Annotated in this window: 14 protein-coding genes; 10 read left to right on the top strand and 4 right to left on the bottom strand. The window is 65.0% G+C overall.

Annotated elements, in window-relative coordinates; genetic code table 11:
- Window positions 1-120 precede the first annotated feature (120 nt).
- The 7 genes from GGQ64_RS23020 (at window position 121) to GGQ64_RS22990 (ending at window position 7,577) form a co-directional block, all read left to right on the top strand.
- Entirely contained in the window at window positions 121-993 is an 873-nt protein-coding gene (locus tag GGQ64_RS23020) for a carbohydrate ABC transporter permease (RefSeq protein WP_183807681.1), read from the top strand.
- A 9-nt stretch (window positions 994-1,002) separates the two neighbouring features.
- The gene (locus GGQ64_RS23015) at window positions 1,003-1,827 is read left to right on the top strand and encodes a carbohydrate ABC transporter permease (protein ID WP_183807680.1); all 825 of its coding nucleotides are present in this window, start codon (window positions 1,003-1,005) and stop codon (window positions 1,825-1,827) included.
- An 11-nt stretch (window positions 1,828-1,838) separates the two neighbouring features.
- On the top strand, window positions 1,839-2,840 hold the full coding sequence (locus GGQ64_RS23010; protein WP_183807679.1) for an ABC transporter ATP-binding protein: 1,002 nt from the start codon (window positions 1,839-1,841) through the stop codon (window positions 2,838-2,840).
- A gap of 11 nt (window positions 2,841-2,851) precedes the next feature.
- Window positions 2,852-3,625, top strand: coding sequence for an L-iditol 2-dehydrogenase (locus GGQ64_RS23005; RefSeq protein WP_183807678.1), 774 nt, complete (start codon window positions 2,852-2,854; stop codon window positions 3,623-3,625).
- Between the two features lie 142 nt (window positions 3,626-3,767).
- Complete coding sequence (locus GGQ64_RS23000) at window positions 3,768-5,252, top strand: mannitol dehydrogenase family protein (RefSeq protein WP_183807677.1); 1,485 nt, start codon at window positions 3,768-3,770, stop codon at window positions 5,250-5,252.
- Window positions 5,253-5,302: 50 nt separating this feature from the next.
- A complete protein-coding gene (locus GGQ64_RS22995; RefSeq protein WP_183807676.1) occupies window positions 5,303-5,989 on the top strand; it encodes an HAD family hydrolase in 687 nt (228 codons plus the stop codon).
- A 4-nt stretch (window positions 5,990-5,993) separates the two neighbouring features.
- The gene (locus tag GGQ64_RS22990) at window positions 5,994-7,577 is read left to right on the top strand and encodes an FGGY-family carbohydrate kinase (protein WP_183807675.1); all 1,584 of its coding nucleotides are present in this window, start codon (window positions 5,994-5,996) and stop codon (window positions 7,575-7,577) included.
- Between the two features lie 285 nt (window positions 7,578-7,862).
- Here GGQ64_RS22990 and GGQ64_RS22985 read toward each other — a convergent pair whose 3' ends face one another.
- Window positions 7,863-8,654, bottom strand: coding sequence for a response regulator (locus GGQ64_RS22985; protein ID WP_183807674.1), 792 nt, complete (start codon window positions 8,652-8,654; stop codon window positions 7,863-7,865).
- Between the two features lie 187 nt (window positions 8,655-8,841).
- Here GGQ64_RS22985 and GGQ64_RS22980 point away from each other — a divergent pair, with 187 nt between their 5' ends.
- The 3 genes from GGQ64_RS22980 (at window position 8,842) to GGQ64_RS22970 (ending at window position 11,206) form a co-directional block, all read left to right on the top strand.
- The gene (locus GGQ64_RS22980; protein WP_183807755.1) at window positions 8,842-9,015 is read left to right on the top strand and encodes a NepR family anti-sigma factor; all 174 of its coding nucleotides are present in this window, start codon (window positions 8,842-8,844) and stop codon (window positions 9,013-9,015) included.
- A 5-nt stretch (window positions 9,016-9,020) separates the two neighbouring features.
- Entirely contained in the window at window positions 9,021-9,572 is a 552-nt protein-coding gene (locus tag GGQ64_RS22975; protein ID WP_183807754.1) for an RNA polymerase sigma factor, read from the top strand.
- 122 nt (window positions 9,573-9,694) lie between these two features.
- Window positions 9,695-11,206: a sensor histidine kinase gene (locus GGQ64_RS22970; protein ID WP_183807673.1), complete on the top strand. Its 1,512-nt coding sequence runs from the start codon at window positions 9,695-9,697 to the stop codon at window positions 11,204-11,206.
- A gap of 111 nt (window positions 11,207-11,317) precedes the next feature.
- Here GGQ64_RS22970 and GGQ64_RS22965 read toward each other — a convergent pair whose 3' ends face one another.
- The 3 genes from GGQ64_RS22965 to GGQ64_RS22955 form a co-directional block, all read right to left on the bottom strand.
- Window positions 11,318-11,752 carry a hypothetical protein gene (locus tag GGQ64_RS22965; RefSeq protein WP_183807672.1) on the bottom strand — a complete coding sequence of 145 codons (435 nt, stop codon included), beginning with the start codon at window positions 11,750-11,752 and terminating at the stop codon, window positions 11,318-11,320.
- A 195-nt stretch (window positions 11,753-11,947) separates the two neighbouring features.
- Entirely contained in the window at window positions 11,948-12,337 is a 390-nt protein-coding gene (locus GGQ64_RS22960) for an ElaB/YgaM/YqjD family protein (RefSeq protein ID WP_183807671.1), read from the bottom strand.
- A 100-nt stretch (window positions 12,338-12,437) separates the two neighbouring features.
- Window positions 12,438-13,226 carry a heme ABC transporter ATP-binding protein gene (locus GGQ64_RS22955; protein WP_183807670.1) on the bottom strand — a complete coding sequence of 263 codons (789 nt, stop codon included), beginning with the start codon at window positions 13,224-13,226 and terminating at the stop codon, window positions 12,438-12,440.
- Window positions 13,227-13,249 lie beyond the last annotated feature (23 nt).

Raw genomic sequence — 13,249 nt, 5'->3', positions numbered from 1 at the left:
CGGCCCTTTGCCTGCCGATGTCCGCCGGGCGTCAGATAACAAGAAACGCGAACTGCCACGCAGTCGTCCCCGCCTCACGCGGTGCATCGGCCACGCTGGCTCCAGGGAGGGTCGTTCAAGATGGCAACGCAGAATACCAAGTCGTTGGCACGCCTGATGATGGCACCCGCCGTCATCGTTCTCCTGGTGTGGATGGTCGTGCCGCTGGCGATGACGCTGTGGTACTCGTTCCAGAACTACAACCTGCTGACGCCACAGAACGTCAGCTTTGTGGGCTTCTCCAACTTCGTCTATTTCTACACCGATCCGGCCTTCTTCCAGTCGATCTGGAACACGCTCGTGCTGGTGCTCGGCGTGCTGCTCATCACCGTGGTCGGCGGCGTCGCGATCGCGCTTCTGATCGACCAGCCGATCTTCGGCCAGGGGATCGTCCGCATCCTGGTGATCTCGCCCTTCTTCGTCATGCCGCCGGTCGCAGCACTCGTGTGGAAGAACATGATCATGCACCCGAGCTACGGGGTGCTGGCGGATCTCGCGCGCTTCTTCGGCTTCCAGCCGATCGACTGGTTCGCGCATTACCCGCTCTTTGCGATCATCATCATCGTCGCCTGGCAGTGGCTGCCGTTCGCCACGCTGATCCTGCTCACCGCGCTGCAGTCGCTGGACAGCGAGCAGAAGGAAGCGGCCGAGATGGACGGGGCCAATGCGTTCAACCGCTTCATCTACCTGACGCTGCCGCATATTTCGCGCGCGATCACCGTCGTCATCCTGATCCAGACGATCTTCCTGCTCGGCATCTATGCGGAAATCCTGGTCACCACAAACGGCGGCCCGGGCTATGCCTCCACCAACCTCACCTTCCTGATCTACCGCACCGCGCGTCTCGGCTATGACGTCGGCGGCGGCGCTGCCGGCGGCATCATCGCCGTCGTGCTCGCCAATTTCGTCGCCATCTTCCTGATGCGCGCCGTCGGCAGAAACCTGGACCGATAGGAGAAGATCATGGCCCGTACCGTTTCCAGAGGAAGCAAGATCGGCTGGACCATCGCCGCGTGGGTCGTGGCGCTGCTGATCTTCTTTCCGATCCTCTATGCCTTCATCACCAGCCTGAAGACGGAGCCGGAGGCGATCGCCGGCTTCAGCCTGATCCCGTCCGGCACGTTCGAGAACTACATCACGGTGCAGACGCAGCGGGATTACTTCAAGCCGTTCATGAACTCGGTGGTGCTGTCGATCGGCTCGACCATCCTGGCGCTGCTGTTCGCCATCCCCGCCGCCTGGTCGATGGCGTTCTCGCCGACCAAGCGGACGAAGGACATCCTGATGTGGATGCTGTCCACCAAGATGATGCCGGCGGTGGCGGTGCTGATCCCGATCTTCATCCTGTTCCGTAATTTCGGCCTGCTCGATACCCACATCGGCCTGACCGTGATGCTGACGCTGATCAACCTGCCGATCGTCGTGTGGATGCTCTACACCTACTTCCGCGAGATCCCCGGCGAGATCCTCGAGGCGGCCCGGATGGACGGCGCCTCGCTGTGGAAGGAGATCGTCTACGTGCTGACGCCGATGGCGGTGCCGGGCATCGCCTCGACGCTGCTGCTCAACATCATCCTTGCCTGGAACGAGGCCTTCTGGACGATCCAGTTGACGACCACCAACGCGGCGCCGCTGACGGCCTTCATCGCCTCCTTCTCCTCGCCGCAGGGCCTGTTCTGGGCAAAACTCTCGGCGGCCTCCACCATGGCGATCGCGCCGATCCTCATCCTCGGCTGGTTCAGCCAGAAGCAACTCGTTCGCGGCCTCACCTTCGGCGCGGTTAAGTAAGGGCACGATCCATGGGCAGCATTACCCTCAACAAAGTGTCGAAGACCTTCGGCGAAGCCACGGTCATCCCCTCCATCGACCTGGAAATCCACGACGGCGAGTTCGTCGTCTTCGTCGGCCCATCGGGCTGCGGCAAGTCCACACTGCTTCGCCTGATCGCGGGACTGGAGGACACGTCGGGCGGCCGGATCCTGATCGACGGCAAGGACGTCACCGGCAACGCGCCGGCGGAGCGCGGGCTTGCGATGGTGTTCCAGTCCTATGCGCTCTATCCGCATATGAGTGTCAGAAACAATATCGCCTTCCCGTTGAAGATGGCCAAGCTCGACAAGGCTGCGATCGACAAGAAGGTCGAGGATGCGGCGCGGGTGCTGAACCTCACGGACTATCTCGAGCGGCGCCCCTCGCAGCTTTCCGGCGGCCAGCGCCAGCGCGTCGCCATCGGCCGCGCGATCGTTCGCGAGCCGTCGGCCTTCCTGTTCGACGAGCCGCTCTCCAACCTCGATGCCGCGCTGCGCGGGACGATGCGCCTGGAGATCAGCGAACTGCACAACACGCTGAAGACGACGATGATCTACGTCACTCACGACCAGGTCGAGGCCATGACCATGGCCGACAAGATCGTCGTGCTCAACCGCGGCAACATCGAGCAGGTCGGCTCGCCGCTCGATCTCTACCGCACGCCGCGCAACCTCTTCGTCGCAGGCTTCATCGGCTCGCCACGGATGAACCTGATCCAGGGCGAGATCGCCAAGGGCCACGGCGCGCACACGATCGGCGTGCGGCCCGAGCACATCGATCTTTCGACCTCGGCCGGTGCCTGGCGCGGCACGGTGGGCGTCGCCGAGCACCTCGGCTCGGACACCTTCCTGCACGTGACCGCGGACGGCATCGGCACGCTGACCGCGCGTGTCGGCGGCGACCTGCCCGTCCGGCACGGCGACCAGGTCTATCTCACCCCGCAGGAAGGCCGGATCCACCGCTTCGACGACAAGGGAATGGCAATCAAGTGACTGGAACTGCGATGAAGAGACTGGATGGAAAGAGTGCGCTGATCACCGGTTCGGCGCGCGGGATCGGCCGCGCCTTCGCCGAGGCCTATGTGCGCGAGGGCGCACGGGTTGCGATCGCCGACATCAATATCGAGCGGGCGCGGCAGACCGCGGGCGAGATCGGCGCTGCCGCCTATGCGGTGCAGATGGACGTCACCAGCCAGCAGTCGATCGACGATGCGGTCGGCGCCTGCGTGACTGAAGCCGGCGGCATCGACATCCTGATCAACAATGCTGCCCTGTTCGACCTCGCGCCGATCGTCGAGATCACCCGCGAGAGCTACGACCGGCTGTTTTCGATCAATGTCGCCGGCACGCTGTTCACGATGCAGGCGGTGGCAAAACAGATGATCGCGCAGGGACGCGGCGGCAAGATCATCAACATGGCGAGCCAGGCCGGCCGGCGCGGCGAAGCGCTCGTCGCCGTCTACTGCGCCACCAAGGCGGCCGTCATCAGCCTGACCCAGTCGGCCGGGCAGAACCTGATCAGGCACCGCATCAACGTCAATGCGATCGCGCCCGGCGTCGTCGATGGCGAGCACTGGGACGGCGTCGATGCGCTCTTCGCCAAATACGAGAACCGGCCGCTCGGCGAGAAGAAAAAACTGGTCGGGCAGGAGGTGCCGTTCGGCCGGATGGGGACGGCGGCAGACCTCACCGGCATGGCGATCTTCCTCGCCTCGGCGGAGAGCGACTACGTCGTAGCACAGACCTACAATGTCGACGGCGGCAACTGGATGAGCTGACAAGGCTTTGCCGCCCTTGCCGCGGCAGCCGATGCGATGAAGGAGAGCCGATGGCCGCCGATGGCGGGCGCCGGCGGAGACAAGCTTGCGCCCAGCGCCCCGGATGCGGGCCGGGCCCGCGCGTGACCGGAAGGAAACGACCATGACCATCAAACTGTCGCTGGAAAATCTCGAAACGGTGAAGAACACCGCGGGCGTCCCCTCCTATCCGCGATCGGCACTGAAGGCGGGTATCGTCCACTTCGGTGTCGGCAATTTCCACCGGGCGCACCAGGCGGTCTATCTCGACGACCTGTTCAACGCCGGCCGCGACCACGACTGGGCCATCATCGGCGCCGGCGTGCTCCCCTCCGACGAGGCGATGCGGGCCAAGCTCGCCGGCCAGGACTATCTGACGACGGTGGTCGAGCAGGACAACAGCCGCACCGGCGCGCATGTGACCGGGGCGATGATCGACTACCTCAAGCCCGGCGACGTGGCGGCCGTCGTCGCCCAGCTCGCCGATCCCGCCATCCGCATCGTCTCGCTGACGATCACCGAGGGCGGCTATTTCATCGATCCGGCCTCGGGCGTGTTCAACCCGGCCCATCCGGCGATCGCTGCGGACGGCGAGAACCCGGACGATCCGAAGACCGTGTTCGGCCTCATCCTCGCCGGGCTGAAGGCGCGCCGGGACAAGGGCATCGCTCCCTTCACCATCATGTCCTGCGATAACATCCCCGGCAACGGCGAGGTCACGCACGCCGCCATCTCCGGCCTCGCTCGACTCTCCGACCTGGATTTTGCCGATTGGATCGACGCCAACGTGGCCTTTCCGAACGGGATGGTGGACCGGATCACGCCGGCGACCGGGCCGCGCGAGATCGGGATCGTCGCCGACGAATACGGGATCGACGACCAGTGGCCGGTGTTCTGCGAGGAATTCAAGCAGTGGGTGCTGGAGGACAAGTTCCCGCAGGGGCGGCCGGCGCTGGAGACGGTGGGCGTGCAGTTCGTGCCCGACGTCGCGCCCTACGAGCACATGAAGATCCGCATTCTCAACGGCGGCCACGCGGCGATCGCCTATCCGGCGGCGCTGCTCGACATCCATTTCGTCCATGAGGCGATGGAGGACGACGATATCCGTGCCTTTCTCGCCAAGCTGGAGAAGGAGGAGATCATCCCGGTGATCCCGCCGGTGCCGGATACCGATCTCGGCGACTACTTCACGCTCATCGAGAAGCGCTTCTCCAACCCGAAGATCGGCGACACGATCCCGCGGCTGGCGCAGGACGGCTCCAACCGCCAGCCGAAGTTCATTCTTCCCTCGACCGCGGACCGGTTGGGGCGCGGCGAGGACGTGGTCGGCCTGTCGCTCGTCTCGGCGCTGTGGTGCCGCTATTTCGCAGGCACCTCCGACAGCGGCAAGGCGATCGTCTTCAACGATGCGAACGCCGAGCGGCTGCAGGCGGCGGCGTTGAAGGCCAAGGACGACCCGGCCGCCTTCCTTGCGCTTTCCGACATCTTCGGCGAGGTTGCGGCCTCGGAGCTGTTCCGTCGGCGATTCGCCAGGGCGCTTGCGACCCTGTGGGAGAAGGGGACGCGCCAGACGCTGCGGCTCTATCTCGACGACAAGCTCGCGGACTGAGGCCGCGCAACGGTACGCCGCATCCGCGGCCGGAAGTGGGTTTTGAGACGATGGCGGCAGGTCCGGTCGAACTGGTGATTTTCGATTGCGACGGCGTTCTCGTCGACAGCGAGCCGATCTCTCTGGCCGTTCTCGTCGAGGCGCTCGACGTCGCGGGCGTCAGCATGGGCGCGGACGAGGCGGCCGAACGCTTCCTCGGCAAGAGCCTGAAGACCATGTCGGAGATCCTGCACGACGAGTACGGCCTGGCGGTCGACGATCACTTTCTCGAAGGCATGCGCAAGACGCTCTATGCGCGCTTCCGCGAGGAACTGCAGCCGATCGAGGGCATCCGCCGGGTGGTCGAGGCGCTGCCGGTCTCCTGCTGCGTCGCCTCCTCCAGCCAGCCCGAGCGCATCCGCCTGTCGCTGTCCGTGACGGGGCTGATCGACTGCTTCGAGCCGCATATCTTTTCCGCCAGCATGGTGCGTAACGGCAAGCCTGCGCCGGACCTGTTCCTGCATGCGAGCGGCGCCATGGGGGTCTCGCCCGACGCCTGCGTCGTCGTCGAGGACAGCCCCGCCGGCGTGATGGCAGCGCAGGCGGCCGGCATGCGGGTCTGCGCCTTTGCCGGGGGATCGCACGCAAGGACCAGCCGGCATCGCGACGCGCTCTCCGTCCTGAGACCCGACGTCCTGTTTGACGACATGCGGGATTTGCTCCAGTTTGTCGGCAACGCACAGCCGACGGGAACATGATTTCATGCGTGATCTGATCGTTGCGGTCGACATCGGGACCGGAAGCGCCCGTGCCGGCGTCTTCGATCGGGCCGGCGCCCTGCTCGAGCGCGCCGAGCAGCCGATCGCGATGAACCGGCCGCGGGAAAACGTCGCCGAGCACGATTCGGAAGACATCTGGAGAGCGGTATGCGGGGCGGTACGCGCGGCCTGCGCGGCGGCCGGCACGGCTGCGGAAAGGGTGGCGGCGCTCGGCTTCGACGCGACCTGTTCGCTCGTCGTGCGCGACCGCGAGGGCAGCCAACTCGCCGTCTCGGGCGGCGAGGACCGGCGCTGGGACACGATCGTCTGGCTTGATCACCGTGCGCTCGACGAGGCCGATTTCTGCACGGCCACGCAGCATCCGGTGCTCGACCACTCCGGCAAGGTCATGTCGCCGGAAATGCAGATGCCGAAGCTGATGTGGCTGAAGCGCCACCAGCCGGAGCAGTGGGCCAGCGCCGGCTATTTCTTCGACCTCGCCGACTTCATGACCTGGAAGGCGACTGGCTCGACGGGCCGCTCGCGCTGTACCATCACCTCGAAGTGGAACTACCTGGCGCATGAACAGGACGGCTGGCGGGAGGACTTCCTCGACCGGATCGGGCTGCCGGACCTGCGCAAGCGCGGGACGCTGCCGAACGAGACGATCCCGGTCGGGGCGCCGGTTGGACACTTGAGCGAACGGGCCGCAGCCGAACTCGGGCTCGAAACCGGCTGCGTCGTCGCCGCCGGCATGATCGACGCCTATGCCGGGACGCTGGGGGTGCTTGGCCAGTTCGCCGGCGAACCGCGCGCGCTCGAACGCCAACTGGCGCTGATCGGCGGCACGTCCAGCTGCGTCGTCGCCTTTTCGCGTGAGAAGAAATTCGGCTTCGGCATGTGGGGTCCCTACTATGAGGCCGTCCTGCCGGGGCTCTGGCTTGTGGAAGGGGGCCAGTCGGTGACCGGCGGGCTGCTCGACCATATCGTCAGGCTCCACAGCGCCGGCGGCGAGCCGACGCCTGCCACCCACCAGCGGATCGTCACACGCATCCGCGAACTGCGGGCTTTGGAGGGTGACGATTTCGCAGCAAGGCTGCACGTCCTGCCGGACTTCCACGGCAACCGGTCGCCACTCGCCGACCCGCACGGGCTCGGCGTCATCAGCGGCCTGTCGCTGGACGCGACGTTCGACAGCCTGTGCCGGCTATACTGGAAGACCTGCGTCGCCATCGTGCTCGGCATCCGCCGCGTGATCGACGAGCTCGGCGAATGCGGCTACGCGCTGGAGACCCTGCACGTGACCGGCGGCCACCTCCACAATCCGCTGCTGATGGAACTCTACAGCGACGTGACCGGCTATCGGGTGGTGGTGCCGAAGACCAGCGATTCCGTGCTGCTCGGAACGGCGATGGCAGCCTCGGTCGCAGGCGGCCTCCATCCGGACCTCGCAGCAGCCGGAAAGGCCATGCATCCGGGCGGGGAGGAGCGTCCTTCCGATCCTGCCAGGCGCGCGTTCTATGATCGCGAGTATCGCCGGTTCCTGGCACTTTATCGCCACCGCGACGAGCTGGAAAAAATTGTCTGAGGTGTGAGAAAAAAATTAGAAGGGTGCGGAACCTTTTTTCTGCTGCGGTGTTTTTACCGTGTCACCGGCATGCGCATTCCCCCAGTGCGAGGCCCTCGAAGCCGGTGAACATAGCCGCTCGCCGTGTCCCCTCCGGCTTGCGGGAATTTAGGCAGCCAGCGCCCCCCGCGCTGGCTGCTTTTATTTTTTGTCACCGGCAGATCGCGTGACGGCAGCAGAGACGAAAAAAGGACGAGGCGGAGGCCTCGTCCTTAGGGGGCGCTGCAATGGAACAGGTCAAACGAGTCAGGCAGCGACCGCGTGGATCTGCTTGGTCATCAGCGCCTGGTTGATCAGGACCTTTACGGTCTCGGGATGGAACGGCTTGCTGATCAGATAAGCCGGTTCCGGGCGTTCGCCGGTCAGAAGCTTTTCGGGATAGGCGGTGATGAAGATGACGGGCAGGTCGGTACGGGCGAGGATGGAGTTGACGGCGTCGATGCCGGAGCTGCCGTCGGCGAGCTTGACGTCGGCGAGAATGAGGCCGGGCCTGGTCTCGGCCCACAGTTTCTCCGCTTCGGCCTGCGTGCGGGCGATGCCGGTCACGCGATGGCCCATGTCGCTGACCATGTCGGCCAGGTCCATGGCGATCAGCGGTTCATCCTCGATGATCATGATGCCGATCTCGGCTTGCGCGGCAATCTCGCGGAAGGCGGTATCGAGCAGCGCGCGGACCTCGGCTTCGTCGGTTTCCAGGATCTCGGCGGCATGTGTGGTCGGGAAGCTCTCCATCGTCACCAGGAGAAGCGCCTGGCGGACGCGGGGCGGGACCGCGCCGAGATCGACCGAAGCCCCGGCGCCGGGGCGCAGCGATACGGAATCGCTGACGGAAACGGGCAGCGACGAGATCATCCGCGACAGCAGCCGAAAAAGGCGCACGCGGTCGTCATCGACATTGGCAAAGACGGCGGGATCCATCAGGATCGCTTCGAGCGTGGCGGCGACATAGGCGTCACCCGAAGCCTGCGTGCCCGTGAGCGCGCGGGCGTAGCGGCGCAGGTTTGGCAGATGAGGCGTTATGCGGTCGGAAATCGGCATCGGATGCTCCCCTGGGATGCGGACGGCTAAACTGTCGGTCAACCGGAGAACGAGCGCGGCGAATTTTGGTTCCACCAACCGGAACCTTTTTCGGACAAGGGCATTCTCGTATTGAATTCCCTTGTGGGGACAATGGAAGCAGTTGAAAGTCAGAGATGTGAAACAACAGCTAAGACAAGAATTCCCGATGACGCCAGAGGGGACTGAAGGGCAGATCGCCCACAAGCTTCGCTCTTTTTATCTTTCCGTCCAGGAAGAGCCGATACCACAGAAATTCCTCGATCTTCTCGAAAAGCTCGACCTTGCCGAGCAGCGGGAGAGGAGCGCCGTCAAGCAGCGGGTGGGGAGCGAAGATCTGTGAGCGGATTGGAACCGGCCAACACTTTCAAGCGCGAGTTGCTCTCGATCCTTCCCAGTCTGAGAGCCTTCGCCATCTCGCTCGTCGGTCGCCATCACGAGGCGGACGACCTGGTGCAGGACACCATCATGAAGGCCTGGGCCAAGCAGGAGCAGTTCGAGATGGGCACCAACATGAAGGCGTGGCTGTTCACGATCCTTCGCAACGAACTCTACAGCAAGCTGCGCAAGCGCGGGCGCGAGGTGCAGGACAGCGATGGCCTGCTGACGGCGAATCTCGCCCAGCACCCTGCGCAATACGGCAAGCTCGACATGCAGGATTTCCAGCGGGCGCTGGAACAACTCCCGGATGAACAAAGGGAGGCAATCATCCTTGTGGGTGCGTCGGGTTTCTCCTATGAAGAGGCAGCTGAGATCAGCGGTTGCGCCCTTGGGACGATCAAGAGTCGCGTCAACCGTGCAAGGCAGAAGCTGCAGGAAATCCTGCAGATCACGAACGAAGGCGAATTTGGTCCGGACGCGGTGTCGGCACCGCTGACGTCCCGAGCCTTCCTTTCATAAGAGGGCGACGGTACCTGTCCTGGGCCGGCAGGTGAGGGCAGGTTTCGGAGAATAGTCATGCAGGCTTTCCGCATGGAGAAAAGGCACGCAGGGTCATCGTCCGCGTGGCCAACAGGCTTCCCATGATCAATCGGACATCGCCCACGCCGGTGGCCGTTGCCGCCGCCCTTGCCTCTCCGGCGCGCCTGGAGGCGGTGAAGGCGACGTTGCCTGCCTATGCCGGCCCGGATGCGGACTTCACGGATATCGCCGATCTCGCAGCCGGCCTGTTTTCCGCGCCGATCGCACTCGTCACCCTGATCGGCGAGACGACCCAGTGGTACCTCGCCCGCAGGGGCCTGGGCGAGGTCAGCTCCAGCGCGGCGGATACCTTCTGCGCCCGCCTGCTCGCGGAAGGGGGCGCACCCATCGTCGTTCCCGACGCGCGGGCCGACAGCAGGTTCTCCGACCTGCCGAGCGTCACCGGTGCGCCGCATGTGCGCTTTTACGCCGGCGCCCCGATCCTCCATTCCGGCCATCCGATCGGCAGCGTTTGCGTATTGGACGTCGAGGCTTGCGCCGGCGCGGGCGACGACGCGCTGTTGCATTTGCAGCAGCTTGCCAAGCTTGCAGGCTCGCTTCTGTTCCTCAAGGAGGAGGCGCGGCGCAGGGCGCTGGCCAATGCGGAAATCGCACGCGAAGAGCAGCGGCATGCCGCGGCACTCAACGCCGCCAATGTCGGAAGCTGGCTGTGGGACATCCGGACCGGGATGGTGATCGGCAATGCGCCGCTCTTGCGGATGCTGGACCTCAAGCGCGGGGAGAACCTGACGGCGCGCCAGATCTTCGCGGCGATCCACGCCGCCGACAGGACCGCCACCATCGAAAAGCTGCGCAAGGCGCTGGAAACCGGCGGCGAGTACGATGGCATGTTTCGGGCGGGATCGACTGGACGCTGGCTGCTGGGTCGCGGGCGCGTCCACGAATGGGACGCGGACGGAAAGCCTTCCATGTTCCTCGGCATCACGCTGGACGTCACCGAGGGGCAGATCGCCTCGGAACGGATGCGGCTGTTGCTGCGTGAACTCAACCATCGGGTCAAGAACACGCTCGCCATGCTGCAATCGCTGGCGCGCCAGACGCTGCGGCAGACCAAGGACCCGGAGGCCTTCATGGCGGCCTTCGCCGGGCGGCTGCAGTCGATCTCCGAGGCGCATGGGCTGCTCAGCGACAACGAATGGGGCAAGATCACGCTGACCGCCCTGTTGCAGGCGCAGATACGCCCCTTTGTCGACGATTTCGAAAGACAGGTGGAAATCCACAAGGACGAGGTCCAGCTCGGTCCCGACCAGTCGATCGGACTGGGGCTCGTTCTGCACGAGCTCGCCACCAACGCGCGCAAATACGGCGCGCTCTCCGTACCCGGCGGCAAGCTGGTGATCACTGCGCGCGTCGTGCGCGAAGACGGCCAGTCGGTGCTGTACATGACGTGGCACGAAATGGGCGGGCCGCACGTCGAGCCGCCGCAGCGCCGGGGCTTCGGGCTGATCCTGATCGAGCGCAGTCTCGACAAGGTGCTCGGCAGCAACGTGCACCTTGAATTCCTGCCGAGCGGCCTCACCGCGATCATCAGGCTGCCGCTAGACCAGGTGTGAGAGGCACGCAGCCGGCTTGAACCGACCGCCCGTTGCTTCAATGGACAAACCGACCGGCCCGTCATCTCGGGCCGATCGGTCTGTCCTGATGTTTCAAGGTTTTCGGGAGGATCAGTCGTCGTCGCGCCTGCGTCCGCCCGGACGCAGGAACAGCGCCAGCGCGACGCCGAGGGCTGCGGTCGCAAGTGGATTGCGTGCAGCGCTGCCGGCCGCGATCGCCGCAAACTGCGTGCGTGCGCGCATCTGCTGGCGCCGCCTGCGGCGGAGCCTTGCGTCACGGTTGTTCAGGTAGAGCAGGACGGCAATGAGAACGAGCGCCAGGGTCGCCACACCGCCCGCGAGCCCGAGCAGGGCGGGCACCGTGCCGTAGCGCTGGGCGAGGGCGACCGAGATTGCCGCGACCGCAAGCGCATAGGCGGTCAGCAGGAGCAGGCCGGCAATGCCCGCGAAGATGGCATTGCGCTTCGAGCGCTGCAGGGTTTCCTCTATCCTGTCCTCGACCCGGAAGAACATGTTCTGGGCGAGGGCGGTTACGATCGACAACATGAATTCCCGCTCCTGGATGTGATTTTCGTCGCGCCTTGCCGGTCAGGGGACTGGTTCTCCCGTCAGTGGCGCACCCTGCTGTTCATTCCGCTGCCAGACCTGCCGACAGCGCCGCGGCGATCAGGCCGCGGCAGCTTTGTGGGACGGCGGCGATTGCCGCATGCACGCGTCAGGCGATTTCCCCAAAGGCGGATGTCAGCGCCGCAGGATGGCGGCGATGACGAAACCGGCGACGGCGGCGGCGCCGAGGGTGGCAAAAGGATGCTCCTTGACGGTGCGACGTACCTCGCGGCCGGTATCCTTGTAGCGCGACGTCAGTTCGGCCAGGATGTCCTCGCCGCTTGCGATCAGCTCATCGAGGCCGTCGGTCGCGTCGGAGCGGGCCTGCCTGGCGTTCTCACGCGCATTCTTGCGGAACATCGAGAAGCGGTCGCGGGCGCCCTCGGCCCCATCGGCCACGTCCTGTGCGACGAGCTTGGCCAGCGTGGAAATCTGGTCGCGCAGCTCGGCGATCTGGTCCTCGACCGTTTCAGCTGCCTCGGAAACCGTGCGGTCCTTGCCGCGGGAGAACATTCCGGATGCCATTACACCCTCCTTTGCCTGTTTGAACGCAAAACTAAAGTTGTGCCGGCACAACAACGTCGACGGGCTGGAAAGGTTCCGCTCCTATGCGGTGAGAGAGGTCCTACAGAACAGCCGTCTGCGGCAGAATGAACGGAGTTCCCGCGGCAGGCAAGCCACTGACGCGCATGCGGCAACCGAAGACCTCTTCCATGGCTGCGTCGGTCAGCACCTCGGCCGGCGCTCCCGCGGCGATCGCCTTTCCCTTCTTCATCATCACCATGTGATCGGCGTACATCGCCGTCAGGTTGAGGTCGTGCATGACGGCGATCACCCCGCCGCCGCGCGCGCAATAGTCCTTTGCCAGCTGCATGATGGTCAGCTGGTGGCGGATGTCGAGGCTGGAAACGGGCTCGTCGAGCATCAGGAAGCAGGGCATGCCATCAAGGACGGGGTCCCAGATCTGCGTCATCACGCGCGCGAGCTGGACGCGCTGCTGCTCGCCGCCGGAAAGCTCCTGGTAGAAGCGGCCCTCGAATCCCTCCAGATCGACGGCGGCAAGCGCCTCGGCGGCGATCGCCTGCGCATGCGCGGCGTCATTGTTCAGCCCGGTCGAAAGCCCCATGCGCACGATCTCGCGAACGGTGAAGGGAAAGGCGATCGTGGTCGCCTGCGGCAGCACGGCCCGGCGCGTGGCAAGCTGCCAGGGCTCGAGCTTGCGGATGTCGTCGCCATTGATCGTCATCTCACCGGTGCTGGCGATCTCGCCGGCGATAGCCTTCATCGTCGTGGTCTTGCCGCTGCCGTTCGGGCCGACGATCGCCGTCACCTGGCCGGCCTTGGCCGTGAGCGACAACGTATCGACGATCAGCTTGCCGGAAAGCCGGACGGAGAGGTTCTTGGCGCAAATCATGTCGGATCCGATTGGGTTTGGCC

It is taken from the genome of Mycoplana azooxidifex, from assembly GCF_014196765.1.
Taxonomy (GTDB): Bacteria; Pseudomonadota; Alphaproteobacteria; order Rhizobiales; family Rhizobiaceae; genus Mycoplana; species Mycoplana azooxidifex.
The sequence above is the reverse complement of the archived record's forward strand: the minus strand, read 5'-3'. Positions and strand labels throughout refer to the sequence as shown.

What these genes read in the sequence shown, in the direction of transcription:
- GGQ64_RS23015 (WP_183807680.1), top strand. Translation starts at nt 1,003, where the DNA reads ATGGCCCGTACCGTTTCCAGAGGAAGCAAGATCGGCTGGACCATCGCC.
- GGQ64_RS22965 (WP_183807672.1), bottom strand. Translation starts at nt 11,752, where the DNA reads ATGTTGTCGATCGTAACCGCCCTCGCCCAGAACATGTTCTTCCGGGTC.
- GGQ64_RS23005 (WP_183807678.1), top strand. Translation starts at nt 2,852, where the DNA reads ATGAAGAGACTGGATGGAAAGAGTGCGCTGATCACCGGTTCGGCGCGC.
- GGQ64_RS22990 (WP_183807675.1), top strand. Translation starts at nt 5,994, where the DNA reads ATGCGTGATCTGATCGTTGCGGTCGACATCGGGACCGGAAGCGCCCGT.
- GGQ64_RS23000 (WP_183807677.1), top strand. Translation starts at nt 3,768, where the DNA reads ATGACCATCAAACTGTCGCTGGAAAATCTCGAAACGGTGAAGAACACC.
- GGQ64_RS22995 (WP_183807676.1), top strand. Translation starts at nt 5,303, where the DNA reads ATGGCGGCAGGTCCGGTCGAACTGGTGATTTTCGATTGCGACGGCGTT.
- GGQ64_RS23020 (WP_183807681.1), top strand. Translation starts at nt 121, where the DNA reads ATGGCAACGCAGAATACCAAGTCGTTGGCACGCCTGATGATGGCACCC.
- GGQ64_RS22970 (WP_183807673.1), top strand. Translation starts at nt 9,695, where the DNA reads ATGATCAATCGGACATCGCCCACGCCGGTGGCCGTTGCCGCCGCCCTT.
- GGQ64_RS22960 (WP_183807671.1), bottom strand. Translation starts at nt 12,337, where the DNA reads ATGGCATCCGGAATGTTCTCCCGCGGCAAGGACCGCACGGTTTCCGAG.
- GGQ64_RS22985 (WP_183807674.1), bottom strand. Translation starts at nt 8,654, where the DNA reads ATGCCGATTTCCGACCGCATAACGCCTCATCTGCCAAACCTGCGCCGC.
- GGQ64_RS23010 (WP_183807679.1), top strand. Translation starts at nt 1,839, where the DNA reads ATGGGCAGCATTACCCTCAACAAAGTGTCGAAGACCTTCGGCGAAGCC.
- GGQ64_RS22955 (WP_183807670.1), bottom strand. Translation starts at nt 13,226, where the DNA reads ATGATTTGCGCCAAGAACCTCTCCGTCCGGCTTTCCGGCAAGCTGATC.
- GGQ64_RS22980 (WP_183807755.1), top strand. Translation starts at nt 8,842, where the DNA reads ATGACGCCAGAGGGGACTGAAGGGCAGATCGCCCACAAGCTTCGCTCT.